The sequence below is a fragment of the Agrobacterium sp. 22-223-1 genome, from assembly GCF_053522385.1.
This window is the reverse complement of the sequence record NZ_JBNWCN010000001.1, coordinates 2146473-2173109: the sequence shown is the minus strand read 5'-3', so window position 1 is coordinate 2173109 and position 26637 is coordinate 2146473. Positions and strand designations below refer to the sequence as shown.

19 protein-coding genes are annotated in these 26637 nt (G+C 59.7%); 10 read left to right on the top strand and 9 right to left on the bottom strand.

Going from position 1 to position 26637, the window contains the following annotated elements:
- Positions 1-210 precede the first annotated feature (210 nt).
- The 3 genes from ACQZ60_RS10755 to ACQZ60_RS10745 all read left to right on the top strand — a co-directional run bounded on the left by ACQZ60_RS10755 (position 211) and on the right by ACQZ60_RS10745 (position 4182).
- Positions 211-1443: a putative DNA modification/repair radical SAM protein gene (locus ACQZ60_RS10755; RefSeq protein ID WP_020809207.1), complete on the top strand. Its 1233-nt coding sequence runs from the start codon at positions 211-213 to the stop codon at positions 1441-1443.
- Positions 1443-2891: a UdgX family uracil-DNA binding protein gene (locus ACQZ60_RS10750; RefSeq protein WP_448735210.1), complete on the top strand. Its 1449-nt coding sequence runs from the start codon at positions 1443-1445 to the stop codon at positions 2889-2891. The genes ACQZ60_RS10755 and ACQZ60_RS10750 overlap by 1 nt, the downstream gene beginning before the upstream one ends.
- A gap of 151 nt (positions 2892-3042) precedes the next feature.
- Positions 3043-4182, top strand: coding sequence for a GGDEF domain-containing protein (locus tag ACQZ60_RS10745; RefSeq protein ID WP_448735209.1), 1140 nt, complete (start codon positions 3043-3045; stop codon positions 4180-4182).
- Between the two features lie 79 nt (positions 4183-4261).
- On the opposite strand, the gene ACQZ60_RS10740 is transcribed toward ACQZ60_RS10745, so the two are convergent.
- The 3 genes from ACQZ60_RS10740 to ACQZ60_RS10730 all read right to left on the bottom strand — a co-directional run bounded on the left by ACQZ60_RS10740 (position 4262) and on the right by ACQZ60_RS10730 (position 9112).
- Positions 4262-4450 (bottom strand): type II toxin-antitoxin system antitoxin, encoded by a 189-nt coding sequence (locus ACQZ60_RS10740; RefSeq protein WP_031233516.1) that lies wholly within the window; start codon positions 4448-4450, stop codon positions 4262-4264.
- Positions 4451-4645: 195 nt separating this feature from the next.
- Positions 4646-8134 carry a carbamoyl-phosphate synthase large subunit gene (gene carB, locus ACQZ60_RS10735; protein WP_003522842.1) on the bottom strand — a complete coding sequence of 1163 codons (3489 nt, stop codon included), beginning with the start codon at positions 8132-8134 and terminating at the stop codon, positions 4646-4648.
- A 156-nt stretch (positions 8135-8290) separates the two neighbouring features.
- Positions 8291-9112, bottom strand: coding sequence for a LytTR family DNA-binding domain-containing protein (locus ACQZ60_RS10730; protein WP_448735208.1), 822 nt, complete (start codon positions 9110-9112; stop codon positions 8291-8293).
- A gap of 92 nt (positions 9113-9204) precedes the next feature.
- On the opposite strand from ACQZ60_RS10730, the gene ACQZ60_RS10725 reads away from it, so the two are divergent.
- Both ACQZ60_RS10725 and ypfJ read left to right on the top strand, forming a co-directional pair.
- Entirely contained in the window at positions 9205-9693 is a 489-nt protein-coding gene (locus tag ACQZ60_RS10725; RefSeq protein ID WP_448735207.1) for a DUF2306 domain-containing protein, read from the top strand.
- Positions 9694-9792: 99 nt separating this feature from the next.
- Positions 9793-10725 (top strand): KPN_02809 family neutral zinc metallopeptidase, encoded by a 933-nt coding sequence (gene ypfJ / locus ACQZ60_RS10720; RefSeq protein ID WP_020809202.1) that lies wholly within the window; start codon positions 9793-9795, stop codon positions 10723-10725.
- 40 nt (positions 10726-10765) lie between these two features.
- Here the strand turns inward: ypfJ and ACQZ60_RS10715 are convergent, their stop codons facing one another.
- Positions 10766-11245, bottom strand: a complete 480-nt coding sequence (locus tag ACQZ60_RS10715; protein WP_448735206.1) for a DUF2938 domain-containing protein — start codon at positions 11243-11245, stop codon at positions 10766-10768.
- Positions 11246-11368: 123 nt separating this feature from the next.
- On the bottom strand, positions 11369-13459 hold the full coding sequence (gene mcpU / locus ACQZ60_RS10710) for a methyl-accepting chemotaxis protein McpU (protein ID WP_448735205.1): 2091 nt from the start codon (positions 13457-13459) through the stop codon (positions 11369-11371).
- Positions 13460-13788: 329 nt separating this feature from the next.
- Between mcpU and ACQZ60_RS10705 the strand changes: the two genes are divergently transcribed.
- Positions 13789-15186, top strand: coding sequence for an MATE family efflux transporter (locus tag ACQZ60_RS10705; RefSeq protein WP_020809198.1), 1398 nt, complete (start codon positions 13789-13791; stop codon positions 15184-15186).
- 38 nt (positions 15187-15224) lie between these two features.
- Here ACQZ60_RS10705 and carA read toward each other — a convergent pair whose 3' ends face one another.
- A complete protein-coding gene (gene carA / locus ACQZ60_RS10700; RefSeq protein WP_003522834.1) occupies positions 15225-16430 on the bottom strand; it encodes a glutamine-hydrolyzing carbamoyl-phosphate synthase small subunit in 1206 nt (401 codons plus the stop codon).
- Positions 16431-16765: 335 nt separating this feature from the next.
- Between carA and ACQZ60_RS10695 the strand changes: the two genes are divergently transcribed.
- Entirely contained in the window at positions 16766-17218 is a 453-nt protein-coding gene (locus tag ACQZ60_RS10695) for a GatB/YqeY domain-containing protein (protein WP_003522833.1), read from the top strand.
- 282 nt (positions 17219-17500) lie between these two features.
- On the opposite strand, the gene ACQZ60_RS10690 is transcribed toward ACQZ60_RS10695, so the two are convergent.
- Together ACQZ60_RS10690 and ACQZ60_RS10685 are read right to left on the bottom strand one after the other, a co-directional pair.
- Positions 17501-17830, bottom strand: coding sequence for a BrnA antitoxin family protein (locus ACQZ60_RS10690; protein ID WP_035260970.1), 330 nt, complete (start codon positions 17828-17830; stop codon positions 17501-17503).
- The gene (locus tag ACQZ60_RS10685) at positions 17793-18086 is read right to left on the bottom strand and encodes a BrnT family toxin (protein ID WP_080707245.1); all 294 of its coding nucleotides are present in this window, start codon (positions 18084-18086) and stop codon (positions 17793-17795) included. The genes ACQZ60_RS10690 and ACQZ60_RS10685 overlap by 38 nt, the downstream gene beginning before the upstream one ends.
- Positions 18087-18260: 174 nt before the next feature.
- Here ACQZ60_RS10685 and dnaG point away from each other — a divergent pair, with 174 nt between their 5' ends.
- The 3 genes from dnaG (at position 18261) to ACQZ60_RS10670 (ending at position 23808) form a co-directional block, all read left to right on the top strand.
- Positions 18261-20246, top strand: coding sequence for a DNA primase (gene dnaG, locus ACQZ60_RS10680; RefSeq protein ID WP_035260972.1), 1986 nt, complete (start codon positions 18261-18263; stop codon positions 20244-20246).
- A gap of 393 nt (positions 20247-20639) precedes the next feature.
- Positions 20640-22694, top strand: coding sequence for an RNA polymerase sigma factor RpoD (rpoD, locus tag ACQZ60_RS10675; RefSeq protein ID WP_035260974.1), 2055 nt, complete (start codon positions 20640-20642; stop codon positions 22692-22694).
- A 196-nt stretch (positions 22695-22890) separates the two neighbouring features.
- Positions 22891-23808 carry a DUF930 domain-containing protein gene (locus tag ACQZ60_RS10670; protein WP_035260976.1) on the top strand — a complete coding sequence of 306 codons (918 nt, stop codon included), beginning with the start codon at positions 22891-22893 and terminating at the stop codon, positions 23806-23808.
- Between the two features lie 43 nt (positions 23809-23851).
- Here ACQZ60_RS10670 and ACQZ60_RS10665 read toward each other — a convergent pair whose 3' ends face one another.
- Positions 23852-26404: an HWE histidine kinase domain-containing protein gene (locus ACQZ60_RS10665; protein ID WP_035260978.1), complete on the bottom strand. Its 2553-nt coding sequence runs from the start codon at positions 26402-26404 to the stop codon at positions 23852-23854.
- Between the last annotated feature and the right edge of the window lie 233 nt (positions 26405-26637).

Sequence of the window (26637 nt, the reverse complement as noted above, 5' to 3'; positions counted from 1 at the left end):
TCGCATTCCGGTCGCTTTACTTGCAGACACAAAAAGAAACAGGTTCCGGAGGGGAACTCCGGAACCATGCCAAAATCATAACTGAGCCGACTATATCAGAAGACGACAGCGAAATGCCAGCAAATTTGAGGCGCGCATATTTCCTCACGTAATCAATGTCTTACCCTATGTCATTGACATTCGCCTATGGAACATATAGTGAACATACCTATGAAGAAGTCGATCAGGCAACGGCTGGCCATTCTCTCCGACGCGGCGAAATACGATGCCTCCTGCGCATCGAGCGGCACGACAAAACGCAACTCCGCAGCATCGGGCGGTCTGGGCTCCACGGAAGGGTCGGGCATCTGCCATGCCTATGCGCCGGACGGGCGCTGTATTTCGCTTTTGAAAATCCTGCTCACCAACTTCTGCATCTATGATTGCGCCTATTGCATCAACCGCTCCTCCAGCAATGTCGAGCGGGCGCGGTTCACGCCGGAAGAGGTGGTTTGGCTGACGCTGGAGTTTTACCGGCGCAACTATATCGAGGGGCTGTTCCTGTCCTCCGGCATCATCCGTTCCTCCGATCATACGATGGAGGAGATGGTGCGCGTGGCGCGGGAGTTGCGGGTTACCCATGGTTTTCGCGGGTATATCCACCTGAAATCCATTCCCGAAGCATCGCCCAGGCTCATCGAGGAGGCAGGGCTTTATGCGGATCGTCTCTCGATCAATATCGAATTGCCGACCGATAGCGGCATTGGCCGCTTTGCGCCGGAAAAGCAGCCCGTCAATATTCGCCGCTCCATGGCCGATATCCGCCTGAAGATCGAGGAGGCCGGGGAGCCGACCGTCTGGACACGCAAGACCAGGCGCTTTGCGCCGGCCGGGCAGAGCACGCAGATGATCGTGGGGGCGGATGGCGCTGACGATAGCACCATTCTCTCCACCAGCGCCCGGCTTTATGGCAGTTACGGTTTGCGGCGCGTCTATTATTCGGCCTTCAGCCCCATTCCCGATTCGTCGAAAAACCTACCGCTCATCAAGCCGCCGCTGATGCGGGAACACCGGCTTTATCAGGCCGACTGGCTGTATCGCTTTTATGGCTTCGATATCAGCGAGATAACGGCGATCGGGGGTGACGGCATGCTCGATCTCGATATCGACCCGAAACTCGCCTGGGCGCTGAAACATCGCGACCGTTTCCCGGTAGACGTCAATGCGGCGGATCGGGAAATGCTGCTGCGTGTGCCCGGTTTCGGCACCAAGACGGTGGCCTCCGTTCTATCGTCGCGGCGGTTCCGGCGGCTGCGGCTGGAGGACATCGCCCGTTTCGGTGTTTCCCTGAAAAAGGTGAAGGCTTTCATCGTCGCTGAGGGCTGGACGCCGGGCAAGCTGACCGAGCGGCCGGATTTGCGGGCGATGTTTGCACCGCAGCCCGAACAATTATCGCTGTTGTGATGTACGGTCCGGTTCTGGAAGGGCGGGGCGATTTCGGCGAGTGGCGCGATGCCGCGCGTGCGGCCCTTGCCGCCGATATTCGGCCGGAGACGATTGACTGGCGGTTGCGGGATGACGGGGCAGGGCTGCTGGATTTCGCCGGCGAGCCATTGCCGACGGTCGATGCCGGCAATGGGCAGGTTTCCGTTCCTGCCTCGTTCGTGGCGCTGGCGCAGGCCGTCATCTGCCATGGCGATCCCGGCCGGTTCGCGTTGCTTTACCGGTTATTGTGGCGGCTGAAGCGGGATCGCGCCCTGTTGCAGTTCAAGTCCGATCCGGATGTTGCAGAGGCCCGCTTGCTCGAGAAATCGGTGCGCCGGGATTGTCACAAGATGACGGCCTTCGTCCGTTTCAAGGAGTTGCCCTTGCCGCAGGGGCAGGGCGGGCGACGGCGGTTCGTGGCCTGGTTCGAGCCGGATCATTTCATCATCGAACGAACGGCAGCGTTTTTCCAGCGACGGTTTACCGATATGGACTGGCTGATCGCCACGCCGAAAGGGTCCGCCCGATGGGATGGAAGCGAGCTGCAAACCTCACGGGAGGCGGCGGCGAAGCCTGATCTGACGGACGAGACGGATGAACTCTGGCGGACCTATTATGCCAATATATTCAATCCGGCGCGCCTCAAGATCAAAGCCATGACGGCGGAGATGCCGAAGAAATACTGGAAGAACCTGCCGGAAGCCGATCTCATTCCCGACCTCATCCTCGGCGCGGAGGCGCGGGTGCTGGAGATGGCCGCCAGGGCGGCAAGCCAGCCGCAGCCCTTTCATCATCGCCTGCAGGCTGCGGCTGCTGCCCGGGAGATGCCGCAACCCGTGCCGGACGGCACGCTCGCGTCGCTGGTGCGGGAGGCTGGCCATTGCACCCGCTGTCCCCTGCATTGCAGCGCTACGCAAACGGTTTTCGGTTCGGGGCCGGAGGATGCGGAAATCATGATCGTTGGCGAACAGCCGGGCGATCATGAAGATCTCGCCGGAAAGCCTTTTGTCGGCCCGGCCGGCCAGCTTTTCGAACGGACTCTTGCCGATGCCGGTATCGAGCGCAAAAAGCTTTACGTCACCAATGCCGTCAAACACTTCAAATATGAAATGCGCGGCAAACGGCGTATCCATCAGCGGCCGAATGCGGGGGAAGTGGAGCAATGCCGCTGGTGGCTCAATCAGGAAATCGCGCTCGTCCGACCGAAACTGATCGTTGCCATGGGCGCAACGGCGCTTTATGCGCTGACCGGCGGCAAGGAAAAGCTCTCCAAGATTCGGAGCCGTCCTCTGCCGATGGAGGAAGGCCGAACGCTTTTTGTTACCGTGCACCCGTCCTATCTCCTACGCCTTGCCGATGGGCAGGTGAAAGAGGCGGAAATGATGCGGTTCAAGAAGGATATTAGTTTTATTAGAATATTCGAATAAATTTCCATTTGCGCGCTGGAGATTTATTCAATATTCGAGCCGTAACTTGCAGTAGTATTATTTACTGATTATTTATCTGTTATTTTTATTGAAATTTTATACTTAATATTATAATTAATTTCTCCGAATTTATTTACCATATGGACAAATCATGTTGGGTGAACTCGACCTTGCGACAGTCATACTGATGCAAAAGTGTTCTTACATCGTTGGGCTTTTGAGTTTTATCTATCTGAAAATGACCAATCGCGGCTTGCGCGGTCCCGTCCCCCTTGCGGCGGGTTTCGCCTCGATGGCGATTGGCTCCACGCTTGCCGGTTACGGAGAATGGGGAATATTGTCGCCGGCCCTGTGGCGGCTCGGCAGTGTCGTTTTCGGTATTGTGGGTTACGCGCTGATCTGGCTCGGCTTGAAGGCGTTGAGCGATGGGCGTCCCGTCGACCGACGGACCGTATCCATTGTCTGCCTCATCTCCGTGCTGGCGATGGTGGTCGCGCAGCAGGTGGCGGACAATAATGCGTATCGCGCGGCGCTCTTCAATGGCTGCGCATCGCTCGCCTATCTCGCCGGGGCATCGGTGCTTTTCGCCAGATGGCGCAGGGAGCCGCTGCTCTCGCGCCTGGCGCTGGGTGGCATCACCGGCGTCTCCGGTCTCATTTCGCTATTTGTGGTGAAAAGCGTGCTTTTCCCCGATTATGCCACCATCGATCTGGTCAATGCGTTCTTCTTCATCATCATGCTGAACTTCGCCATTGCCCTGTTCGTGATGATGCTCGTGGCCGAGCGGTCAGAACGAAAACTGCTGGTTCTTGCGAATACCGACCCGCTGACGGGCGTGAAGAATCGGCGTTTCTTCTTCCAGACCATGCCTGCGACGCCCGATCCCGCCGATGCGGCCATGTTGCTGGATATCGATCACTTCAAGTCGATCAACGACCGTTTTGGCCACGCCGTCGGCGATAGCGTGCTGCAGGAAGTGGCGAAGCGCATCGGCGGCAGCATCCGCGGCGGGGACGTGCTGGCGCGTTACGGCGGAGAGGAATTCATCATCTACCTGCCGGGCGCCGGCGTTCGCAAGGCCTGTATGATCGGCGAGCGCATTCGCGATGCGATTGCGGTAAGCGAGGTCGATTGCGGCGGTCTGCGTGTCGGCGTCACCATCAGCATCGGCGTTGCCGCCACTGGCGAGATGCGCTGCGATCTCCAGACGCTTGCGGAAATGGCGGATCGCGCACTTTACCGCGCGAAGATGGAAGGGCGCAATTGCGTTCGGGAGGCGCAGGCGGCATAGGCGGGGCTGCGGGCCGTCGATCTTTCCGCAGGGCCGCACCGCATCTTTGTGTCGTGTAGCGTCGTTGTTGCCCTTCGGTCTAAAAGGGCGGCTTGTCTGCTTCATCGGCCGTGGCGCGACGGGACAGGGCCTCTTTCAGAAGAACCTCGATCTGGGCATTGACGCTGCGCAATTCGCCGCTCGCGGTGTGCCGGATCATGTTCAATATTGCGGGTTCGATCCGCAGCGGAAAAGCCACCCGCTCCGGTCCCGGTGGGCGTCCAGCCATGATCAGTCCCTCAAGGCGGTGCTTTGGCCTGTCGGGGCCTGGTGTTCCCATCGCTGGGACCCGATGGCGGGGCGCTTCAGTATCTTCATGGAGCGTTTGACCGGAGCTTTGGCAACGGTGCGGCGAATGGCTGCGGGCATGGTGACCCGCGGCGCTTTGTTTTCATTCAGCGCTGGAACCTGCGGTTCGCGCAGCTTACTGGAAGTAGCTCTGCAGCGGCTTCACTTCCAGATTGCCGGCCTTCAGCGCCTTGATGGCAAGCGCTGCCGCTTCCGCGCCGGCCATCGTCGTGTAGTAAGGCACCTTCTGCATCAGCGTCGCGCGGCGCAGCGACTTCGAGTCAGAAATCGCCTTGTTGCTGTCGGTGGTGTTGATGACGAGCTGGACCTGACGGTTGCGGATGGCGTCTTCGATATGCGGACGGCCTTCCTGCACCTTGTTGATCTTTTCGGCGTTGATGCCCTTTTCGGCGAGGAAACGCTGGGTGCCGCCGGTGGCCAGCACCTTGAAGCCGCTTTCCACGAGAATGCGGATGGCGGGCAGAACGCCTTCCTTGTCCTCGTCACGCACCGAGACGAAGACCGCGCCGGAGCGGGGCAGGTCGACGCCGGCGCCGAGCTGGCTCTTGGCGAAGGCCAGCGCGAAATCGGTATCGAGGCCGATGACTTCGCCGGTCGAGCGCATTTCCGGTCCGAGCAGGATGTCGACGCCGGGGAAGCGGGCGAAGGGGAAGACGGCTTCCTTGACGGCAATGTGCTTCAGGTTGCGCGGATCGGGCTTTTCGCCGTAAGCGGCAATCGCCGGATCGAGCTTCTCGCCGGCCATGACGCGGGCGGCGATCTTGGCGATCGGCGCGCCGATGGTCTTCGCCACGAAAGGCACGGTGCGCGAGGCGCGCGGATTGACTTCGAGAACGTAGATCGTGCCGTCCTTGATGGCATATTGCACGTTCATCAAGCCGCCGACATTGAGCGCCTTGGCAAGCGCCGTCGTCTGGCGTTCCAGCTCATCGACGATCTCCTTCGACAGCGAACGGACCGGCAGCGAGCAGGCCGAGTCGCCCGAATGGATGCCGGCTTCTTCGATGTGCTCCATGATGCCCGAGACGAAGACGCTTTCGCCGTCGCACAGCGCATCGACGTCCACTTCGACGGCGTTGGTCAGGTAGCTGTCGAACAGCAGCGGGTTCTTGCCGAGCAGGGTGTTGATCTGGCCGGTCTTGTCGTTCGGGTAACGCTGCTTGATGTCCTCGGGTACGAGGCCCGGAACCGTGTCGAGCAGATAGGTCTGGAGCTGGCCTTCCGAATGGATGATCTGCATGGCGCGGCCACCCAGAACATAGGACGGGCGCACGACAAGCGGGAAGCCGATTTCGGAAGCCACGAGGCGGGCCTGCTCGACCGAATAGGCGATGCCATTGTTCGGCTGGGCAAGATCGAGCTTCATCAGCAGCTTCTGGAAGCGGTCGCGGTCTTCGGCAAGGTCGATCATGTCAGGCGCGGTGCCGAGGATCGGAATGCCGTTCTTTTCCAGCGCTTCGGCGAGCTTCAGCGGAGTCTGGCCGCCGAACTGCACGATGACGCCGACCAGCTCGCCCTTTTCCTGTTCCGCACGCATGATCTCGATCACGTCTTCGGCCGTCAGCGGCTCGAAATAGAGGCGGTCGGACGTGTCGTAGTCGGTGGAAACGGTTTCCGGGTTGCAGTTGATCATGATCGCCTCGAAGCCGGCATCCTTCAGCGCGAAGGCGGCATGGCAGCAGCAATAATCGAACTCGATCCCCTGGCCGATACGGTTCGGACCGCCGCCGAGGATGACGACCTTCTTGCGATCCGAAACCTGCGCTTCCGAGCGGGCGGCGCCGACGAAGGGAATTTCATAGGTCGAATACATGTAAGCGGTCGGCGACGCGAATTCGGCCGCGCAGGTGTCGATGCGCTTGAAGACCGGGCGAACATTGAGGCTGTTGCGCAGCTCGGCCACTTCCTTCGGGCGCTTGGACGTCAGGCTGGCGAGGCGGGCGTCGGAGAAGCCCATGGCTTTCAGCATGCGCAGGTTTTCGGCATCTTGCGGCAGGCCATGCTCGCGGATGCGGGCTTCCATGTCGACGATGGCCTTGAACTGGGCGATGAACCACGGGTCGATCTTCGAGTTCTCGTGGACTTCCTCTTCGCTCATGCCCATGCGCAGCGCCTGGGCGACCATGCGCAGGCGGTCCGGCGTCGGCGTGCCGATGGCGGCGCGGATGGCGTTCTTGGAGCCTTCGCCTTCCTCATAGCCGGGGATTTCGATTTCATCGAGACCGGTGAGGCCGGTTTCCATGCCGCGCAGCGCTTTCTGCAGCGATTCCGCGAAGGTGCGGCCGATGGCCATGACTTCGCCGACCGACTTCATGGCGGTGGTGAGGATCGGCGAGGCGCCCGGGAATTTCTCGAAGGCAAAACGCGGGATCTTGGTGACGACGTAGTCGATGGAGGGCTCGAACGAAGCAGGTGTCGCGCCGCCGGTGATGTCGTTTTCCAGTTCGTCCAGCGTGTAACCGATGGCGAGCTTGGCGGCGATCTTGGCGATGGGGAAGCCGGTTGCCTTGGAGGCGAGAGCGGAGGAGCGCGAGACGCGCGGGTTCATTTCGATGACGACGAGGCGGCCGTCCTTCGGGTTGACGGCGAACTGCACGTTCGAGCCGCCGGTTTCGACGCCGATCTCGCGCAGCACCGCAATCGAGGCGTTGCGCATGATCTGGTATTCCTTGTCGGTCAGCGTCAGCGCCGGCGCGACGGTGATCGAGTCGCCCGTGTGGACGCCCATCGGATCGATGTTTTCGATGGAGCAGATGATGATGCAATTGTCCGCCTTGTCGCGGACGACTTCCATCTCATATTCCTTCCAGCCGAGAACCGATTCCTCGACCAGAACTTCCGTCGTCGGCGAGGCGTCGAGACCGCCCGAGACGATGTCGAAGAATTCCGAGCGGTTATAAGCAATGCCGCCGCCGGTGCCGCCGAGCGTGAAGGAGGGGCGGATGATGGCCGGCAGGCCGACATGATCGATTGCCTGCGCGGCGATTGCCATGGCATGGGCCATGTAGCGCTGCTTGCGGTCGGTTTCGCCGAGGTTCCACTGGTTTTCGAGATCGTCCAGCGCCTTGTCGAGATCGGGACCGGAAAGCTTGCCCTTCAGCTCGGTGCGGGCGGCCTCGTGCTTCTTGCGGTCGGCATCCTTGATTTCGGTGGCGTTGGCCAGCATGGAGCGCGGGGTTTCAAGGCCGATGCGGGCCATGGCTTCGCGGAAGAGGGCGCGGTCTTCGGCCATGTCGATGGCTTCGGGCTTGGCGCCGATCATTTCGACATTGTAACGGTCGAGAACGCCCATGCGCTTGAGAGAGAGCGCAGTGTTGAGCGCGGTCTGGCCGCCCATGGTCGGCAGAAGCGCATCCGGACGCTCCTTGGCGATGATCTTGGCGACGACTTCCGGCGTGATCGGCTCGACGTAAGTGGCGTCGGCAAGGCCCGGATCGGTCATGATCGTCGCCGGGTTGGAGTTGACCAGAATGACCCGGTAACCCTCTTCCTTCAGCGCCTTGCAGGCCTGCGTGCCGGAATAGTCGAATTCACATGCCTGACCGATGACGATCGGTCCCGCGCCGATAATGAGGATGGACTTGATATCTTGGCGCTTCGGCATGGCTCTCTCGTTCCGCTTTTCGGTTGCGCAAAACACCGGCCAGGGTGAAGGATCACCGGCCGGGGGCGCAATTCAAATGTTTTCAGGCTAGAAGCGGCTTATAGGCAAATGTTTTTGAGAACGGAACCCCATAAATTCCGGAATCGACAGAAACTCTTAACCGGCAGGGGCGTGTGCGGTAAAACGGGCCTGGACCGCTGCACTATAGGAGCGGCTGACGGGAATTTCCGTGCCGTCTCTTGTGATAACATGCAGACGACCGGCCTGTTTGCGCAGCGAGACGGCGTCGGCATCGGCAATCCAGTGCGACCGGTGCACCTGCAAGCCTCCCGTCTGGCCTATTTCTTTCAGCGCATCGGAAAAACGCAGCAGAACGAGCTGATGCCCGCGCGTGGTGACGATTTCAGTATAGTGGTCCTGCACCGACAGCCGCAGCAATTCTCCGCGCTTTTGCGGCGGTAGCCGCTCCAGCAGCGGTACGATGCCCTTTACCTCGCGTCTGGTATCTTCGCCCGTGTCCGTAGTGGCATTGGCCGCTGTTTCGAGCGACTGGCAGGCGGTGAGATAACTTAGCAGGCAGAAGATGGCGCAGAGAGGCAGAGACGACAGGCTGCTTTGTAAAAAGGGGCCGAAACCCATTTCCTTGCCAAAAAAGACCCGGTTCGTGATGGTAAGCAGCAGCCCGATCGGCAGGGCGGCCGTCAGCGAGCCGATCATCATGCGCGTCAGCATATTTTCGATGCTGCCGGCAAGGATGCTGTTGGCGATGATGGAAAAGGATATGGCGAATATCCAGGCGCTGGCCTGTATGATTGTCCAGTAGAGCAGCCGGTCGGCGAAGCTCATGGTTTCGCTCGTTCCGAAAGGTCCGGTCACGATGAAGATCGCCAGCACGGCGAGAAACGTCAGCCACAGCCTGCGCGATTGCAGGATGGCGTGCATTTCACGAAGCGTGGATTGCAGATATGGGTGATCCACGAAGTTTTCCTGCGGTTGGCGTCAATCCGTTTTTCCTGAGCGCATGTTTTGCCGAAATTGCCGGTGATTTCAACCGAGCCGAAACAGCACCCATGTCATTCCAGCCTTTGTTAGACGCACCGCTTGCCGTGCAGTTCCATGTCGCCACTGTCGTGCCTGCGGCCATTCTCGGCGCCTTCATCTTCCTGCGCCCCAAGGGAACTGCCATCCACCGGCTGTTCGGCAAGATATGGGTGATGCTGATGGTCACGACGTCCGTTTCGACGTTCTTCATCCATGAATTGAGGATGTTTTACGGTTTCAGCCCGATCCACCTGCTTTCCGCCTTCACGATATATGGCTGTCTTCAATCGATCTATTTCGCGCGCCGCGGCGATATCAGACGCCATATGCGGATCATGCAGAGCGTTTATCTCGGCGGCATCGTGATTGCCGGGGGCTTCACCTTCGTTCCGGGACGCATCATGCATCAGATTGCTTTCGAAGATGGTAAAGCTGGTTTTGCGGCCGTTTTCGCCGGTATTCTCGTGTTTGCCTTCCTGTTTCTGGCCGTGCTGAAACAAAGACGCCGAACCGCATGAAGGCCTCCGTTTTTTCGCCTCTGCTTCCTTCCGGAACAAGATGTATTATAGTGCCGTTATAAGGCAGCTTGTTAAGGCGATATCCGCCGGGAGAATAGCATGGAATGGAGAGGGCGCCGCCAGTCGGACAATATCGAGGACCGGCGCGGCATGTCGGCGGGATCGGGGCCGTCGGGCAACGATCCTTTTTCCCGTGGCGGAATGCGTGTGCCTATCGGGCGGCGCGGCGGCGGTATCGGTATTGGCGGCATTCTGGTTATCCTGCTGATAAGCTGGGTGCTTGGCATCAACCCGCTGACGCTGCTTTCGGGCGGCGATATTTCGCTGGATGGCGGCGGTACGACGCAGCAATCCGGCGGCCAGCAGGCAGGCACGCGTCCGCAAGGCCAGTCGTCGGACGAGACGACGGCTTTCGTGCGCACGGTGCTGGCCGAGACCGAAGATACGTGGAGCGGCATTTTCCAGTCGGCCGGTGAGACCTATCAGAAGCCGACGCTGGTTCTGTTCTCCGGTCAGGTGTCTTCCGCCTGCGGTTATGCTTCCGCCGCCAGCGGCCCGTTCTATTGCCCGGGCGACCGCAAGGTCTATCTCGACACCAGCTTCTTCAAGGAACTGGACCAGCGTTTCGGCGCGGCCGGCGATTTCGCGCAGGCTTATGTGATTGCGCATGAGGTGGGCCACCATATCCAGAACCTGACCGGCGTTCTGCCGGAGTTCAACCGCCGCCGCCAGTCGATGAGCCAGGTGGATGCCAACAAGATGTCGGTGCGCGTCGAGCTTCAGGCGGATTGTTATGCCGGCATCTGGGGCAAGTTCACCGAGCAGAAGGGTATTCTCGAAACCGGTGACCTTGAGGAAGCGCTGAACGCCGCCCACCAGATCGGCGACGATACGCTGCAGAAGCAGACCCAGGGCTATGTGGTGCCTGACAGTTTCAACCACGGCACCTCGGCACAGCGCGCGGAATGGTTCAAGCGCGGTTTCCAGAGCGGCCGCGTCGAAGATTGCGATACGTTCTCGGCGAATATCTGAGAACCGGACAGGAGAGGGGGCTTTTCAGCCCCCTTTTCATTTAGCGCATCAAAAGCGCCACGGCATACATGCCGAGGGCGAAAACCGTATGGGCCACAAGGTTGAGAAAGCGGACCTTGTTCGGGTTGGGGGTCTTCGACGCTGCCCAGCCAATGCCGAGGCCTGGCTGCAACAGAAACCAGCCCGCGCCCACCGTTATGATGCCGACGATCCACGGCTCAATGAACGAAGGATTGGCAAACCACGCGGCCGGAACCACCAGCGCGAGAATGACGCCATAAAGAATGCCGACGGCGTAATGTGAAATCCAGCCGAGCGCCAGTTCGTGTTCATAGGGTTCAGCCGTGGCGATGCTGTCGTGAAATATCGTACCTTTCGGCACGTGCCAGAACCAGCGGCCGACCGGCGCCCAGTTTGGCGCGGACTGGCCGAAGAACCGGTGCAGCACGATTGCCCATATATCCATAAACACGGTGCCGCCAATGCCCATGGCAATGCCGCGCCAAATCAGTTCCAGCATGAATCCCTCCGCATGATCATGATCGATCAAGCTCTAGCGGATCACGCCGGTGGCGGAAACCGGCTATTGCCGGGGCGGACAAGAAAAATGGCCGGATCGCTCCGGCCATTTCTGTTTTTGCCATCATGCAGCGCGCCCATACTCCGCCTGCCGCCGCGTAGCCGTGGCGAGCTGGAATTGTGCGAGCAGCTCGTTGAGCGCCGCCGCTTCCGAGGCGAGCCCGTGGCTTGCGGCCGTCTGTTCCTCAACCATGGCGGCATTCTGCTGCGTGCCCTGATCAATGGTGTTGATGGCGGTGTTGATTTCCTGAAGGCCGGTCGACTGTTCGCGCGACGACGTCACGATGGCGTCGATGTGGCGATTGATTTCCTGCACTTCGCGGACGATGGTTTCCAGCGCCTTGCCGGCATTGCCGACGAGATCGACGCCGGACTGCACCTGCGATGTGGAGGCGTTGATCAGCGTCTTGATCTCCTTCGCCGCATTGGCGGAGCGCTGGGCAAGCTCGCGCACTTCCTGGGCGACGACGGCAAAACCCTTGCCGGCCTCACCGGCGCGGGCGGCTTCCACACCGGCATTCAGCGCCAGAAGGTTGGTCTGGAAGGCGATCTCGTCAATCACGCCGATGATGTTGCTGATCTCGGACGACGATTTTTCGATGCCTTCCATGGCGCGAACCGCATCTTCGACGATGACGCCGGACTGTTCGGCATTGTTGCGGGCGCGGTCGACCAGACGGCCCACTTCTTCCGCACGGCGGGCGGAATCCTTGACCGTCGTGGTGATTTCCTCAAGCGCCGCTGCGGTCTCTTCCACGGAAGCCGCCTGTTGCTCGGTGCGCCGTGCGAGATCGTCGGCGGACTGGCGGATTTCGCCGGCGCCGGCGTCGATGGCGCGAGCGTTCTGGCCGACGGTGCTGAGCGCTGCGTTCAGCTTGGCGACGGAATTGTTGAAATCATCGCGCAGACGGTCGATGCGGGTCACGAAAGGTGTGTCGATGCGGTAATTGAGGTCGCCATCGGAAAGATGCGCCAATCCACGGGCAAGCGAATCGACCGCGAACTGGATGTCGGCGGCGTCCTTTGCCGCCAGTCTTTCGCGCTCGCTGCGCTCCCGTTCGGAAAGCGTGCGGTTTTCTTCGGCATCGCCTTCGAGGCGCAGGCGTTCCATGGCGTTCGACCGGAACACGGCGACGGCTGCGGCCATGGAGCCGATCTGGTCGGTGCGCTCCTGACCGGGAATGGCGACCTCGAGATTGCCGGATGCGAGGCCTTCCATGGCCGAGGTCATCTGCGTCACCGGGCGAACGATGAAGCGGGACAGCACGGTGGCCAAGAGACCGATCATGATCGCGGCGGCGAGAATTGTGGCGATGGTCGCCGCCAGGCGGAACTGGCCAATGGCGCCATAGGCAACATCGGAATCAACGACAAAGCCGAGATACCAGTCGACCGAGGGCAAGCCGGCGACCGGAATGAAGCTGGTGATCTTGCCCTTACCGTCGATTTCGGTCTGCGAAATCGCCGAGGAAATCGCCGGCGTATTGACCTTGAAGAGATCGGTCAGCGGCTTGTCGACGAATTTCGGATCGGGGTGAATAAGGATCTTGCCGTCCTTGCTGACGAGGAACGCATATCCGTCCGTGCCGGCATCCACCGACTTGATCATGTTGACCAGCGAATTGAGCGAGAAGTCGCTGCCCGTCACGCCGGCCAGCTTGCCATCGATGGAAACGGGAATGGCGGCGGTGATGATGAGCCCGCCGGTCGAGGCGTCGTTATAGGGTTCGGTCAGAACCGTTTTGCCGGCCTTGACCGCGTCCAGATACCACGGACGCTTGCGCGGGTCATATCCTTCCGGCAGCGGCGTTTTGGGGAAGGTGGTGAAGCTTCCCGTTTCGGCATTGCCGAAATAGGTCGACATGAACTGCGCGGTCAGAACGTCGTTTTCCAGAAACCGCAGCTTCGCCTCTTCATCCGGAAGCTTGGCAAGCGTCTTTGCTACTGTTTCCGTCAGCATGATGCGGCCGTTCAGCCAGTTGGCGATGCTTTGCGCGGCCTGCTTGCCGGAAGAATCGATGTTTTCCGCCACCGCTTCCGTCGTGACACGGTGCTGAAGGCTGTCGATGTAGAAAGAAAAACCGGCAAAGGCGGCGACGACAAGCGAAGACGCCGCAAAGAGGATGCGTGTCATGAGGTTGGTTTTTTTGGGCAAGCTACACGTCCTTGGAACAGGATGTACCGTTCGGCTCATCTTGTGAAATGGTGGGAAAGACATGCCAGAAAGGCGGGAATATTCTGCATCATGCAGCTTGTGATTTAAAAGAACTACGCGATGTTCTAATGAATAAAGCGGAATGGTAAAATTCAGCTAAATTTGTCTTATGTCATGTCGTTTGCGCCGAGGCCGGAGTGGCGCCGTTCGTTTGCGTAAATTTTGATCACTCATCCGCAAAGGTTGCGTGCAGGAAGGGAATATTTTATTCATCACCATGCTGCCGTTGCGCAATTCGCGGGCAACGGCCAAAGTTCAGGTGAATTACAATGTCTTCGTCGGTTGTTGCAGAAACCGTTCCGTCCGGATCGGGGTCGTGGTTTTCGCATTTTCAGGCTACGCTTGCGCTGGGAATTCCGCTCATCGGTGCGCAGCTCGCACAGCTTGGCATCCATACAACGGATATGGTCATCGTCGGACAGCTTGGTGCTGAAAAGCTGGCGGCCATGGTGCTGGCCGGGCAGTTCTTCTTCGTCGTCTTCATTTTCGGCTCCGGCTTTTCCGTGGCCGTGGTGCCGATGGTGGCGCAGGCCTACGGGCAGGGGGATGCGACGGCGGCTCGTCGCTCGCTGCGTATGGGCATGTGGGTGGCGATCGCCTATTGGCTGCTCGCCCTTCCGATCTTCTTCAACGCCGAGCGCATTCTCATTTCTCTCGGGCAGAACCCCAATGTGGCGGCGTTGACCGGCCATTATCTCGCCATTGCCAAATTCGGTCTTTTGCCGGCGCTGCTGTTTTATGTCCTGCGCGGGCTCGTCAGCGCCATCGGGCGCGCCGGCATCATTCTTTATGTCACCATCATCATGCTGGTGATGAACGGTGTGCTTGCCTATGCGCTGGTGTTCGGCCATTTCGGATTGCCGGCCATGGGCATGAACGGTGCTGCCGTCGTTGCCGTCATCGTCAATGCCTTCAGCTTCATCTTCATCGTCGCCTATGTGCAGACGCGGGAGGAAACCAGGAAATACGAGCTGTTCGTGCGTTTCTGGCGGCCGGACTGGCATGCGCTCTTCGAAGTGCTGCGCCTCGGCCTGCCGATCAGCATCACCATCCTTGCCGAAGTGACGCTGTTCGCCGCCGCTTCGATCCTGATGGGGCAGATCGGCACCGTGCAGCTTGCGGCGCACGGCATTGCCCTGCAGCTCGCCTCCATCGCCTTCATGATTCCGCTCGGGCTGTCGCAGGCGGCGACCGTGCGGGTGGGCATCGCACGCGGTCAGGGGGACTTCAAGAACCTCATCCGCGCTTCCATCATGGTCTATGCGATTGCCTGCGGCATTGCCATTTGCGGCGGCATTCTGTTTGCGGCCGTGCCGGAATTTCTGGCGAAATGGTTCCTGGATGCGAAGTTGCCCGAGGCGGCGGAAGTGCTTGCCTATGCCAGCAGCCTGGTGGTGATCGCCGGCATCTTCCAGCTTGTCGACGGCATTCAGGCCGTGACGGCGGGCCTGCTGCGCGGATTGAAGGATGCGCGCATTCCGGCGATGCTGGCGCTGATTTCCTATTGGCCGATCGGGCTGGCGCTTGCCTGGACCATGGCCTTTCCGCTCGGCTTTGGCGGGCGAGGCGTCTGGTTCGGTTTCGTGATCGGCCTTTCGACGGCGGCGGTTCTGCTCACCGTCCGCTTCGTCCTTCTGGTGAAGCGTGAAATGCAAACGGCCCGCTGAAAAGCGGGCCGCATACTCTTTCCTGATTTTACGAGGTATCAGCGCTCGGCGAGCGCTGCCTCGCCTTGTCTTTCGCGCAGCAGGTTGACGAAGCGGCGGAAGAGATAGTGGCTGTCCTGCGGGCCGGGCGATGCTTCCGGGTGGTGCTGGACGGAGAAGACCGGCTTGCCGACGATGCGCAGGCCGCAATTGGTGCCATCGAACAGCGAGATATGGGTCTCTTCGACGCCTTCGGGCAGCGACTTGGTGTCGACCGCAAAGCCGTGGTTCATGGAGACGATTTCAACCTTGCCGGTGGTGAAGTCCTTGACCGGGTGGTTGGCGCCGTGGTGGCCCTGATGCATCTTTTCGGTCTTTGCACCGACGGCGAGACCGAGCATCTGGTGACCGAGGCAGATGCCGAAGATCGGCAGCTCGCTCTTGATGAGGTTCTGGATAACCGGCACGGCATATTCGCCCGTCGCGGCCGGGTCTCCCGGGCCGTTGGACAGGAACACGCCATCCGGCTTCAGCGCCAGAATGTCTTCGGCCGATGTCTGGGCCGGAACGACCGTGACCTTGCAATCGAGACCGGCGAAGAGGCGCAGGATGTTGCGCTTGACGCCGAAATCGACGCAGACGACGTGATACTTGGCATCGGCTTCGCCGAGCGTGCCGTAGCCCTTGTTCCAGACCCACGGCGTTTCCGTCCAGGTGGAGGACTGGCCGGAGGTGGCTTCGATGGCGAGATCGAGGCCGACGAGGCCGCTCCAGGCCTTGGCTTCCGCCTTCAGCGCTTCGATGTCGAAGACGCCGTTCGGGTCATGGGCGATGACCGCGTTCGGCGCGCCATTTTCGCGGATCCATGCGGTGAGCGCGCGGGTGTCGATGCCGCAAAGGCCAATGACGCCACGGGCCTTCAGCCAGGCATCGAGATGCTTGGCGGCGCGGAAGTTCGACGGATCGGTGATGTCGGCCTTGAAGATGACGCCGACGGCGCCGCGACGGGCGGCGGGCGTCAGGTCTTCGATGTCTTCCTCATTGGTGCCGACATTGCCGATATGCGGGAAGGTGAAGGTGACGATCTGGCCGAGATAGGAAGGATCGGTCAGGATTTCCTCGTAACCCGTAAGCGCCGTGTTGAAGCAGACTTCGGCCTGAACCTTGCCGGTTGCGCCAATGCCCGTTCCTTCAATCACCGTGCCATCGGCAAGAACAAGCATTGCGGTCGGTTTGCGGGTAGTCCAGGGCGCTGTCTCGGTCATCTCGTTCCGTTTCTGCCGCTTCGCACCCCGCCTCTTGAAAGGCAGGGGGTAAGGGGCCATTTTTGTCGCAGGCTTCGTGACATAAAGGGGCGCGCGATAAAGCTCGCGTTCCGACCCTTCGTTAAAATCTCGTGCAGGTGCCGGAAAATAACGAAAGCAGCCCAAGCGGTCAACCGCAGGGCCAAGATTTACGTGGAATTAAACCACCGTATTTTCAAGGTCTTATGCATTTGATTTGCTTGAGCGTGTCTGCTCGTTTATGTCGTTTCGCAAAATGAGGTGGAAAGTTTCCGTATCGAGAAGCTGCGGAAAGCGCTTTCCCAAGGAGAAGAAAAATGATGCGCGACACGTTCGCAAACGCTTTGAAGGACGCATTGAAGGCTCGTGATGCACGCCGCACCTCGACCGTGCGCCTTATCCAGACCGCCATCAAGGATCGCGATATCGCCAATCGCGGCGTGGGCAAAGACCCCGTCAGCGATGAGGACATCATGCAGATCCTGACCAAGATGGTGAAGCAGCGGGAAGAATCCGCCAATATCTATGAAGGCGCCGGCCGCCCCGAGCTTGCCGCTCAGGAGCGCGAGGAAATCGTCATCATCAAGGAATTTATGCCGGAAGAAATCCCGGCCGAGAAGGTGCGCGAACTCTGCCAGGCCGTCATCACTGAGACCGGCGCCTCCGGCCTGCGCGACATGGGCAAGTGCATGAACGCGCTGAAGGAGCGTTATCCCGGCCAGATCGACTTCGCCAAGGCTTCCGGCGTCGTCAAGGATTTGCTGAAGTAAGTTCGGGCATCCTTAAAAAGTAAAGGCAGGGCAGATGTGGGCTGCCCTGCCTTTTTTCTGTCGACGAAAACGCATTCCGGCGGATCAAAATGCGGTCCTTCACAGGCTTTTTTCGGGGGGCGTGCCTGCGGGCGTCGGCAGATTATACGGAGGTCAATTGCTGCCTTCGCTGATGTTTTTACATCGCCGCTGCGGCCGGCTCAAATTACAAAAACATAATTTTTGGTGATGTTGCGGTGCCATAAATTTGCCCGAAGCGGGCGCAATGGCGATTTGCAGTCTTCAACCCTGCCGCTTTTTCTGTTCATGCACATAATGGCGCAGAACGGCGTTCATACGTGTCTGATATCCTTTGCCGGTGGACTTGAAAAAGTCCACGACGTCCTGATCGACACGGATGGAAATGGATTGTTTGGCTGTGGGGAAAACCACATCGGCCTTCGACCAGTCGATATCCTCAAAGCCCGCCCAGTCCGGGTCGTCACGTGTGGCGCGTTCGATGTCCTCGTCGGTCATGGCGTCGACGCGCGCCCAGTCGGTTCGATCTTCGCCCTTGGCAATCTTTTTGCGGATTTCATCCGGAGAATATCTGACGATACGTTCTTCGCTCATTTTTCCTCGTCGCCCTTGCTGATATGATCCGGCAAACCTCGCCCCGCATCGTATAAATGATGGCGATGAGATCGCCTGTATCCGGGCATATCGCCAGAATACGACTTTCCCCGTTTTGATCGGAGCGACTTTCCAGATGGGGTTGCGAAAGCGCCCGCGCCGCCCGTGGAAAGTCGATGCCGTGCTTCTGAATATTAATCTGCCGCTTGTTTTCATCCCATTCAAAGGAAATGAAATCTTTCGTCACAATGTCCATGAGCAGCCTGAAACCGGTTCCAGTTCAAAAGCACTCATGCGCCGTTTGTGTATATTCATCTGTATATACATTAATGTCAACGCCGCCTGTGAATAGTGGGTATTATTTACCTGCCAGTTTTGTATTGCGGCTTTTCTGCGCTTATATGAAAGACTGGCCTCGAATAGGTAACCCATGCGCTTTTCCAACTCTTTCCTCGATGAGATACGCGACCGCGTGAACATCTCCGATGTGATCGGTCGACGTGTGTCCTGGGACAAGAAGAAGACCAACACGTCGCGCGGGGATTATTGGGCCTGCTGCCCGTTCCATGGGGAAAAAAGCCCGAGCTTCCATTGCGAGGACCGCAAGGGGCGGTATCATTGTTTCGGTTGCGGCGTTTCCGGCGATCACTTCCGCTTTCTGACCGAGCTTGAGGGCCTGAGTTTTCCGGAGGCCGTGCAGCAGATTGCCGATATGGCCGGCATTTCCATGCCGCAGCCCGATCCGCAGGCGGAAAAGCGCGAGCGCGAGCGCACCTCGCTTCAGGACGTCATGGAAATGGCGACGCTGTTCTTTCAGGACCAGTTGCAGACCGCGCTCGGTGCGCGGGCGCGGGCTTACCTGCGCGATCGCGGGTTGACCGGGCGCACCATCGAGACGTTCCGGCTCGGTTTTGCGCCGGATAGCCGCAATGCGCTGAAAGAGCATCTGGCGAGCAAGGGCGTGACGAAGGAGCAGATGGAGGCCTGCGGGCTGGTGGTGCATGAGAATGTGCCGGTCTCCTACGACCGGTTCCGCGACCGCATCATGTTCCCGATCCTGTCGTCGCGGGAAAAGGTGATCGCTTTCGGCGGCCGCGCCATGGCGGCGGATGCGGTGGCCAAATATCTGAACTCCAACGAAACAGAGCTTTTTCACAAGGGCAACGTTCTCTACAATTTCGCCCGGGCGCGGCGCGCCTCGCAGGCGGCGGGTGGCACGGTCATCGCCGTCGAAGGTTATATGGATGTCATCGCGCTTTATCAGGCGGGCGTTGAGAATGCTGTCGCACCGCTCGGCACCGCGCTGACGGAAAGCCAGCTCGATCTCCTCTGGAAAATGTCGCCGCAGCCGATCCTCTGCTTCGATGGCGATGGCGCCGGTATTCGCGCCGCCAACCGTGCGGCGGATCTGGCCCTGCCGCATATCAAGCCGGACCGTTCCGTCAGCTTCGCGCTTCTGCCCGATGGCAAGGATCCGGACGATCTCGTGCGGCTGGAGGGGCGCGCGCCTTTCGACCGGGTGCTGTCTGAAGCCAAGCCGCTGGCCGCGATGATCTGGAGCCGCGAGACCTCCGGCGTCACTTTCGATACGCCGGAAAAACGCGCGCAGCTTGAAAGCCGGTTGCGGCAGATCGTGGCCGTTATCGGCGACGAGACGGTGCGCCGGTTTTACCAGCAGGATATGCGCGACAGGCTGAACGGTTTTTTCCAGCCGCGTTTTCAGCAAAGCGGGGCTCAGAACGGCAATTTCCGCCGCAACGGCGCGCAGCCCGCGGGACGCGGCTTCCAGCGCAATGCGCCGGGGCGGGGCGGGGCGATGGCCGCGCCGGCCAGCAGCATTTCAGACCGGCTGGCGCAGTCTGGCCTTGTCAGGGGCTATCAGACAAAGCCTTCGCTCCGGGAAAGCGTTCTCGCCATCACCATCGTCAACCATCCCGAATTGCTGCTCGAGGAATATGACGAAATCGCCGCCATCGATTACGAGAGCCGTGATTTGCAGCGCCTGTGGTCGACGGTGCTGACCTATGCGGCGGAAAATGCGGCGGAGATATCGCGGGCCGGGCTGGTCGAGCGCCTGTCGCAACAGGGTTTTGAAGCGCTTTTGAAGACCATGGACCAGCAGGTGCGCAATGCCCGCCTGTGGACGGCGACCGGTGAGGCCGCGATGGAGGATGCGCGCGAAGGCTATGTGCAGGCGCTTTCCCTGCATAAGAGGACGAAATCCCTGCTCTGGCAGAAAAAGGAACTGGAGCGGGAAATCGCCGAGGCGACGGATGACGAACGCGGTACATTGCTGGTGCGGGCGCTGGCCGAAGTGCAGCTTGAAATCGGCCGTATGGAAAATCAGGAGGCGATCATCGATGGTTTCGGGGTCATGTCCGGCCGGGTGAAGGGGCCGGCCGTCGGCCATGGCTGAGGGCGGTCGGCAGAATTGAAAGGTGTTTGGGGTTGCCTTTTGCGGCAGGCGTCCTAAATAGGGGATAGTCTGGTGATAACCCGCAAAATGCGGCTCTTTTTAAGAATTTCCTTGGCTGTCTCGCCCTCAAAGGCTTGACGGGGCGGGAAATAGCGGGAATCACCATTTCAGGAAAAGTAAGGTGGAATGAGCCTTGGCGGATAGAAATTGCATGAGCAAGCATTTCCGGGTGCACTGTCTTTGCATTCTGCCTGAGGCTGCCGTGGTTAATCGGCAATTAAAGATCACTCCGTTAGGTGTCTGACAGTGATTCGCGGCAATGCGCCGGATGCTCAAGGGGCGGACGGCGATGCGGCGGAACAGGTGTTAGCGTCAGGGAAAGCGACGAGATAGATGGCAACCAAAGTCAAAGAAAACGAAGAAGCAGAAAACGAACGCGACGGTGCGACGGACGGCCCGCTTCTCGACCTTTCGGATGACGCGGTCAAGAAAATGATCAAGGCCGCCAAGAAGCGCGGCTATGTGACGATGGACGAGCTGAATTCCGTCCTGCCGTCTGAAGAGGTGACCTCCGAGCAGATCGAGGACACGATGGCGATGCTGTCCGACATGGGCATCAACGTGATCGAGGACGAGGACGCCGAGGAAGCCGCCAGCAGCGACGACGACAGCGATTCCGATAGCGACGATTCCGAGGGTGGGGAACTTGCCCCTTCCAGCGGCACCGCGCTTGCGACCGCCAAGAAGAAAGAACCGACCGACCGTACCGACGACCCGGTGCGCATGTATCTGCGCGAAATGGGTTCCGTGGAGCTTCTGTCGCGCGAAGGCGAAATCGCCATCGCCAAGCGCATCGAGGCCGGCCGCGAAACGATGATTTCCGGCCTGTGCGAAAGCCCGCTGACGTTCCAGGCGCTGATCATCTGGCGCGACGAGCTCAACGAAGGCACGACGCTGCTGCGCGAGATCATCGATCTCGAAACCACCTATTCCGGTCCGGAAGCCAAGGCGGCTCCGCAGTTCCAGAGCCCGGAAAAGATCGAAGCGGACCGCAAGGCTGCCGAAGAGAAGGAAAAGACCCGCAAGCTGCGTGCGCCGACAGGCGACGAGGATGTGACGGATGTTGGCGGCGATGGCCTTCCGCCGGAAGAGGAAGAAGAGGACGACGACGAGTCCAATCTTTCGCTTGCCGCGATGGAAGCCGAACTGCGCCCGCAGGTCATGGAAACGCTCGACACCATCGCCGACACCTACAAGAAGCTGCGCAAGCTTCAGGATCAGCAGGTTGAGGCGCGTCTTGCCTGCACCGGCACCCTGTCTTCCGGTCAGGAGCGTCGGTACAAGGAATTGAAGGATCAGCTGATCACGGCCGTCAAGTCGCTGTCGCTGAACCAGAACCGTATCGACAGCCTTGTCGAGCAGCTCTACGATATTTCCAAGCGTCTGATGCAGAATGAAGGCCGTCTGCTGCGCCTTGCCGAATCCTATGGCGTCAAGCGTGACAGCTTCCTTGAGCAGTATCACGGTGCGGAACTCGATCCGAACTGGATGAAGTCGATTGCCAATCTGGCCGCCCGCGGCTGGAAGGAATTCGCCCGCGAGGAAAGCAATACGATCCGCGAAATCCGTCAGGAAATCCAGAACCTCTCCACGGAAACCGGCATTTCCATCGCCGAATTCCGCCGCATCGTTTCGATGGTGCAGAAGGGCGAGCGCGAAGCGCGTATCGCCAAGAAGGAGATGGTCGAGGCCAACCTGCGTCTCGTGATCTCGATTGCGAAAAAATACACCAACCGTGGCCTGCAGTTCCTCGACCTCATTCAGGAAGGCAATATCGGCCTGATGAAGGCGGTTGATAAGTTCGAATATCGCCGTGGTTACAAGTTCTCGACCTATGCGACTTGGTGGATCAGGCAGGCGATCACCCGTTCGATTGCCGACCAGGCCCGCACGATCCGTATTCCGGTTCACATGATCGAGACGATCAACAAGATCGTTCGCACCTCGCGCCAGATGCTGCACGAGATCGGCCGCGAGCCGACCCCGGAAGAACTGGCCGAAAAGCTCGCCATGCCGCTTGAAAAGGTGCGCAAGGTTCTGAAGATCGCCAAAGAGCCGATTTCGCTCGAAACCCCCGTGGGCGATGAAGAGGATTCGCATCTCGGCGACTTCATCGAGGACAAGAATGCGCTGCTGCCTATCGACGCCGCCATTCAGGCGAACCTGCGCGAGACGACAACCCGCGTTCTGGCTTCGCTGACGCCGCGTGAAGAACGCGTTCTGCGCATGCGCTTCGGCATCGGCATGAACACCGACCATACGCTGGAAGAAGTCGGCCAGCAGTTCTCGGTCACGCGCGAACGTATCCGCCAGATCGAGGCGAAGGCGCTGCGCAAGCTGAAGCATCCGAGCCGGTCGCGAAAGCTCCGGAGCTTCCTCGACAGCTAAGCTGTTTGTTTCCTTTAAAATTGAACCCGGTCAGTCCGCGCTGGCCGGGTTTTTTGTTTCCCGCACTGGCGAACTCTGCGACAAGCCTTATGTGTGAAAACAGGCATTCCGCTTTTGCTGGATAAGCCCGGGTTCGATTTGGTTCGATGAGATGCAACAGATTTCGGCAGGCAAATGGCGGAGGGGAGGATGGGCTGTGCCCGTCTCCGTGCTGCTGCATCTTGCCGTCGTCGCGCTTTTCTTTTTCGAGCTGCCGGAGCGGATAGCCGAGCCGCAGGAGCCGGAAAGCATCAGCGTCGATCTGGTGCCTCCGCCCGAGGAGAAAAAGGCGGAAGAGGCCCCGCCGCCGGGTGAAGAGAAGGCGAAAGAGGAAAAGCCGCAACCCCCGCCGCCGCCCGCTCCTCCGGCGGAAGAGGCAAAACCTTTGCCGCCGCCGCAGGCGACGTTGCCGGCCATTGCCATGAGGCCCGAGGAAACGCAGGCGGACCCTGAGGACAAGCCGGGCAAGACGGAGGAAGCGGAAAAGACCGAGCCTTCCGAGGAGCCTGCAAGCCAGCCTGAGAAAACGGCTGAGGAAAAGCCCGCAGCTCCTGCCGCCAACAGCGATCTTCAGGCTTCCGCCGCACAGGGGGAGATCGCGGTTTCACCCGTGACGGAAGAAGCGCAGCCCGATCAGCCACCGGTGCCGCAGGCCAAGCCGACTGAGGAAAAGCCGGCGGAAGTGACGGAAAAGAAGCCCGCGAAACTTCCGGCGGCTAAAAACCTCCTGTCTTCGGCCATGCTGTCACCGGCCCAGAGACGCCAGATGTTTGGCGATCTGCCACCGCGTCGCCGCGTCGTTCAGCTTTGCAGCACCGAAGCTCTGGCCCAGATTCAGGGCGCGGGATTTGCCGCCAGAGGCATGATCCCCTATTCGGACACGGGCGGCAGGATTTCCGGTAATTCGATCGATGCTTCCGGCGGCGCGTTCAACACGGGCAATGGCTGGCATGACGTCTCGTTCCAGTGCGAAGTCGATCTGGAAAATTACACGGTGACGGAATTCCGGTTTAAAATCGGAGATGAGGTCAGCCCGGAAGACGCGAAAAAGCGGGGCTTTACGAGGTTTCAGTGAGGGCGGGTTTTCTCAATCAGGAAGCCTCGTTCACATAAGTCTCTTACACCCGCTCCGTGTCCCCCACCAGCAACCCAATGCCCGCCATTAGCGCATCTTCATCATAGGGCTTCCTGATCACCGGCACGGTGCCGAATTCATCCGGCACCATGCTGCCATCCGCATAACCGGTGGCGAAGAGGAAGGGGACGCCACGGCGGTGGAGTTCCCGGGCGACAGGGATCGATGTATCGGAGCCGAGATTGATGTCGAGAATGGCCACATCCGGCACATAGGTCTTCAGCTTTTCAATGGCCATTGCCGACGAGGTTGCCGTTTCGATTGCCTTGATGCCGTTGTCTTCCAGCATATTCTCGACATCCATGGCGATCAGCATCTGGTCTTCAACGAGTAATACTTTCAACGGCTCCTCCCGGTTATAGCGTCTGGGCTGCGGCGCGGTTTCATCTTCGGTTTGCGTGTCGGCGATTGCCGTGGCCGAGGAAACGTGACGGGAGGGCAGGAGAATTTCCGCCTCCAGCCCGTCAGGCAAATAGCGTATCGTGCTGCGTCCGCCGAGATCGTATGGGATGCTGCGGCTGATGAGCGCCGTGCCGAAGCCCGCGCGCGATGGCGGGGGCAGTTTGGTGGGCAGGATTTCGCGCCACTCAATCTCGCAATCGCGGTTCTCGTTGATAGTCCAGCGCACATGCAATTGCCCGCCATTTTGCGAAAGCGCGCCGTATTTGGCGGCGTTCGTCGCCAGCTCATGCAGAACAAGAGCCATGACGGAAAAAGCGCGCGAATCGAGCGTCACCTGCGGGCCGGTCAGTTTCACAACGGTTTCCGGCGAGCGATGCGGCGACAGTTCGGCATCCAGAAGATCGCGAAGCGCGCCGCCGCCTTCACCGCGAATGATCTGGTCATGGGCAAAGGACAATGCCTGAATGCGGCCCTTCAGGGCGGTCACATATTCCTGCAGGGTCTTGCCCTCTTGCGAGGGATTACCGACCAGCGATTTGATGATGGCGAGAACATTCTTGACGCGGTGGTTGAGTTCCTCGTTCAGCATGCGCTGGCGCACTTCCGCGCGCTCTCTTTCGCCCGCCATCAGTTCGCTGTGATGGAATGCGACCTCGACCAGCGCAATTCTCGCCGCTTCCGCGATTTCCCGGTCGGCTTCCGACCAGGGCTGCGCCTGCAGGCGGACCGTCTCTTTCCAGATCGCAAAACTCTTGCGCGGGGTGAGGCGGTCGCCCATCGGGCCGGTCTCGTAGGATTTTTCCGGATTGCCGGCCCAGTTCAGGTTTTGCACGATCTCCTTGCGGAAAAACAGCAGGTAGTCGTTTTTCACCTGCGACAGCGGAATGGCGAGCATTCCGGCTGCCGTGCCGGCATAGATTTCCGCCTCCGGTATGGCCTGCGACAGCGCGTGCGTCGCCCAGACCTTGCCTTCCGACGCCGAGGCGACGAATCGCGCCAGCCTTGGAATGGCGTCATGTGGCGGCGTTGCGCCATGGCCGTGCCAGTTGTTTCCTACCCACAGGCCGACGCCATCGCAGGGCATCAGATCGGCAAAATCCTGAAAGCTGTCGATCAGCAGTTCTTCGATGTTGGCGTGATGGGCGGCAAGCCGAAGAAAGCGGTCAAGCGCGGCATGGGCATGGTTGACGGTATCGAGCCTGCGCTTTTGTTTCAGAACCTGCAAATGCATGGAGAAAAACTCTCCGAACATTTCAGCGGCGATCCGGACGGGCATCGTCAGCACGCGCGGGGAATAATGATGGCAGGCGATCAGGCCCCACAGCGCACCGTCGACAATCACCGAAATCGACATGGAAGCCGCAACACCCATGTTGCGAAGATATTCGCAATGGATGGGCGAGACGCTGCGCAGATGCGCAAAGGACATATCGAGAGGTTCGCCCGATGCGTCGAGCGCCGGCAGGACGAAAACCCGGGCGCCGCTCGCATCGGAGATGATGCGCAACGTGTTCTTGAGATAGAGCGCGCGGGCCTGCTGGGGTATGTCGCTGGCGGGGAAATATTGACCGAGAAAGCTTTCCAGCTCCGGCTGCTTGGCTTCCGACACGACCTTGCCGGCGCCGTCTTCCTCGAAACGATAGATCATCACCCGGTCGTAACCGAGCGTCGCCTTTATCAGCCGCGTCGTTCTGGAGATCAGGCTTTCGACGCTGTCCGCCTCGCGGATGCGGTCCACCATCTTGCGCGCGGTGCCCAGCGGCTGCGTTTCGCTGCGGGAGGGTTCGAATTCGATGATCGTGGTGGATTTGTAGCGGTGCAGGGAAATATCGAAGCTGCGGCCGTCGCTCATTTCCATGGCGGGCAGCATGGCGGGACGTGTGGTTCTGCCGGTGACGGTGAGCGCATTGCGAAGATCGTGGACGAGCTTTTTGCCGAGCACTTCCTCGGCGGTCCTGCCATTGATATCGCCTTGGACGCCCAGCAGTTCGCGGCAGTTTTCAGAATGCCGCAGCACCATGCGCATGGCGTTATCGCAGGCGATGAGGCAGCCATGCGGTTGAATATAGCCTGGGATGTGGATGGGTTCGCGGTCGCAATTGGTCAGGTCGACATGATAGTCACTGGGGGCCATGAATAAGTCTTTCGCACCCTGTGCCTGTCTTGTACGGGGAGTATTGTGTTCGTCGAGGAACGGGTAAGCTTGAATAATTCATTCTAATAGTGCCAACCCTTCCCCGTTTTTTGCAACTGTGACGCCGGTTTTCCGTTCTGCTCTTATAGGCCGTCGTCACGCAATTATCGTATCCATTACGTCATTGGATACAATTTGACATGCTGAAACGTTGGCAGCGCCGATTTTGTTCC

Coding starts and splice junctions, on each gene's coding strand:
- ACQZ60_RS10755 (WP_020809207.1), top strand. CDS start 211: ATGAAGAAGTCGATCAGGCAACGGCTGGCCATTCTCTCCGACGCGGCG.
- ACQZ60_RS10750 (WP_448735210.1), top strand. CDS start 1,443: ATGTACGGTCCGGTTCTGGAAGGGCGGGGCGATTTCGGCGAGTGGCGC.
- ACQZ60_RS10745 (WP_448735209.1), top strand. CDS start 3,043: ATGTTGGGTGAACTCGACCTTGCGACAGTCATACTGATGCAAAAGTGT.
- ACQZ60_RS10740 (WP_031233516.1), bottom strand. CDS start 4,450: ATGGCTGGACGCCCACCGGGACCGGAGCGGGTGGCTTTTCCGCTGCGG.
- carB (WP_003522842.1), bottom strand. CDS start 8,134: ATGCCGAAGCGCCAAGATATCAAGTCCATCCTCATTATCGGCGCGGGA.
- ACQZ60_RS10725 (WP_448735207.1), top strand. CDS start 9,205: ATGTCATTCCAGCCTTTGTTAGACGCACCGCTTGCCGTGCAGTTCCAT.
- ypfJ (WP_020809202.1), top strand. CDS start 9,793: ATGGAATGGAGAGGGCGCCGCCAGTCGGACAATATCGAGGACCGGCGC.
- ACQZ60_RS10715 (WP_448735206.1), bottom strand. CDS start 11,245: ATGCTGGAACTGATTTGGCGCGGCATTGCCATGGGCATTGGCGGCACC.
- ACQZ60_RS10705 (WP_020809198.1), top strand. CDS start 13,789: ATGTCTTCGTCGGTTGTTGCAGAAACCGTTCCGTCCGGATCGGGGTCG.
- carA (WP_003522834.1), bottom strand. CDS start 16,430: ATGACCGAGACAGCGCCCTGGACTACCCGCAAACCGACCGCAATGCTT.
- ACQZ60_RS10695 (WP_003522833.1), top strand. CDS start 16,766: ATGATGCGCGACACGTTCGCAAACGCTTTGAAGGACGCATTGAAGGCT.
- ACQZ60_RS10690 (WP_035260970.1), bottom strand. CDS start 17,830: ATGAGCGAAGAACGTATCGTCAGATATTCTCCGGATGAAATCCGCAAA.
- ACQZ60_RS10685 (WP_080707245.1), bottom strand. CDS start 18,086: ATGGACATTGTGACGAAAGATTTCATTTCCTTTGAATGGGATGAAAAC.
- dnaG (WP_035260972.1), top strand. CDS start 18,261: ATGCGCTTTTCCAACTCTTTCCTCGATGAGATACGCGACCGCGTGAAC.
- rpoD (WP_035260974.1), top strand. CDS start 20,640: ATGGCAACCAAAGTCAAAGAAAACGAAGAAGCAGAAAACGAACGCGAC.
- ACQZ60_RS10665 (WP_035260978.1), bottom strand. CDS start 26,404: ATGGCCCCCAGTGACTATCATGTCGACCTGACCAATTGCGACCGCGAA.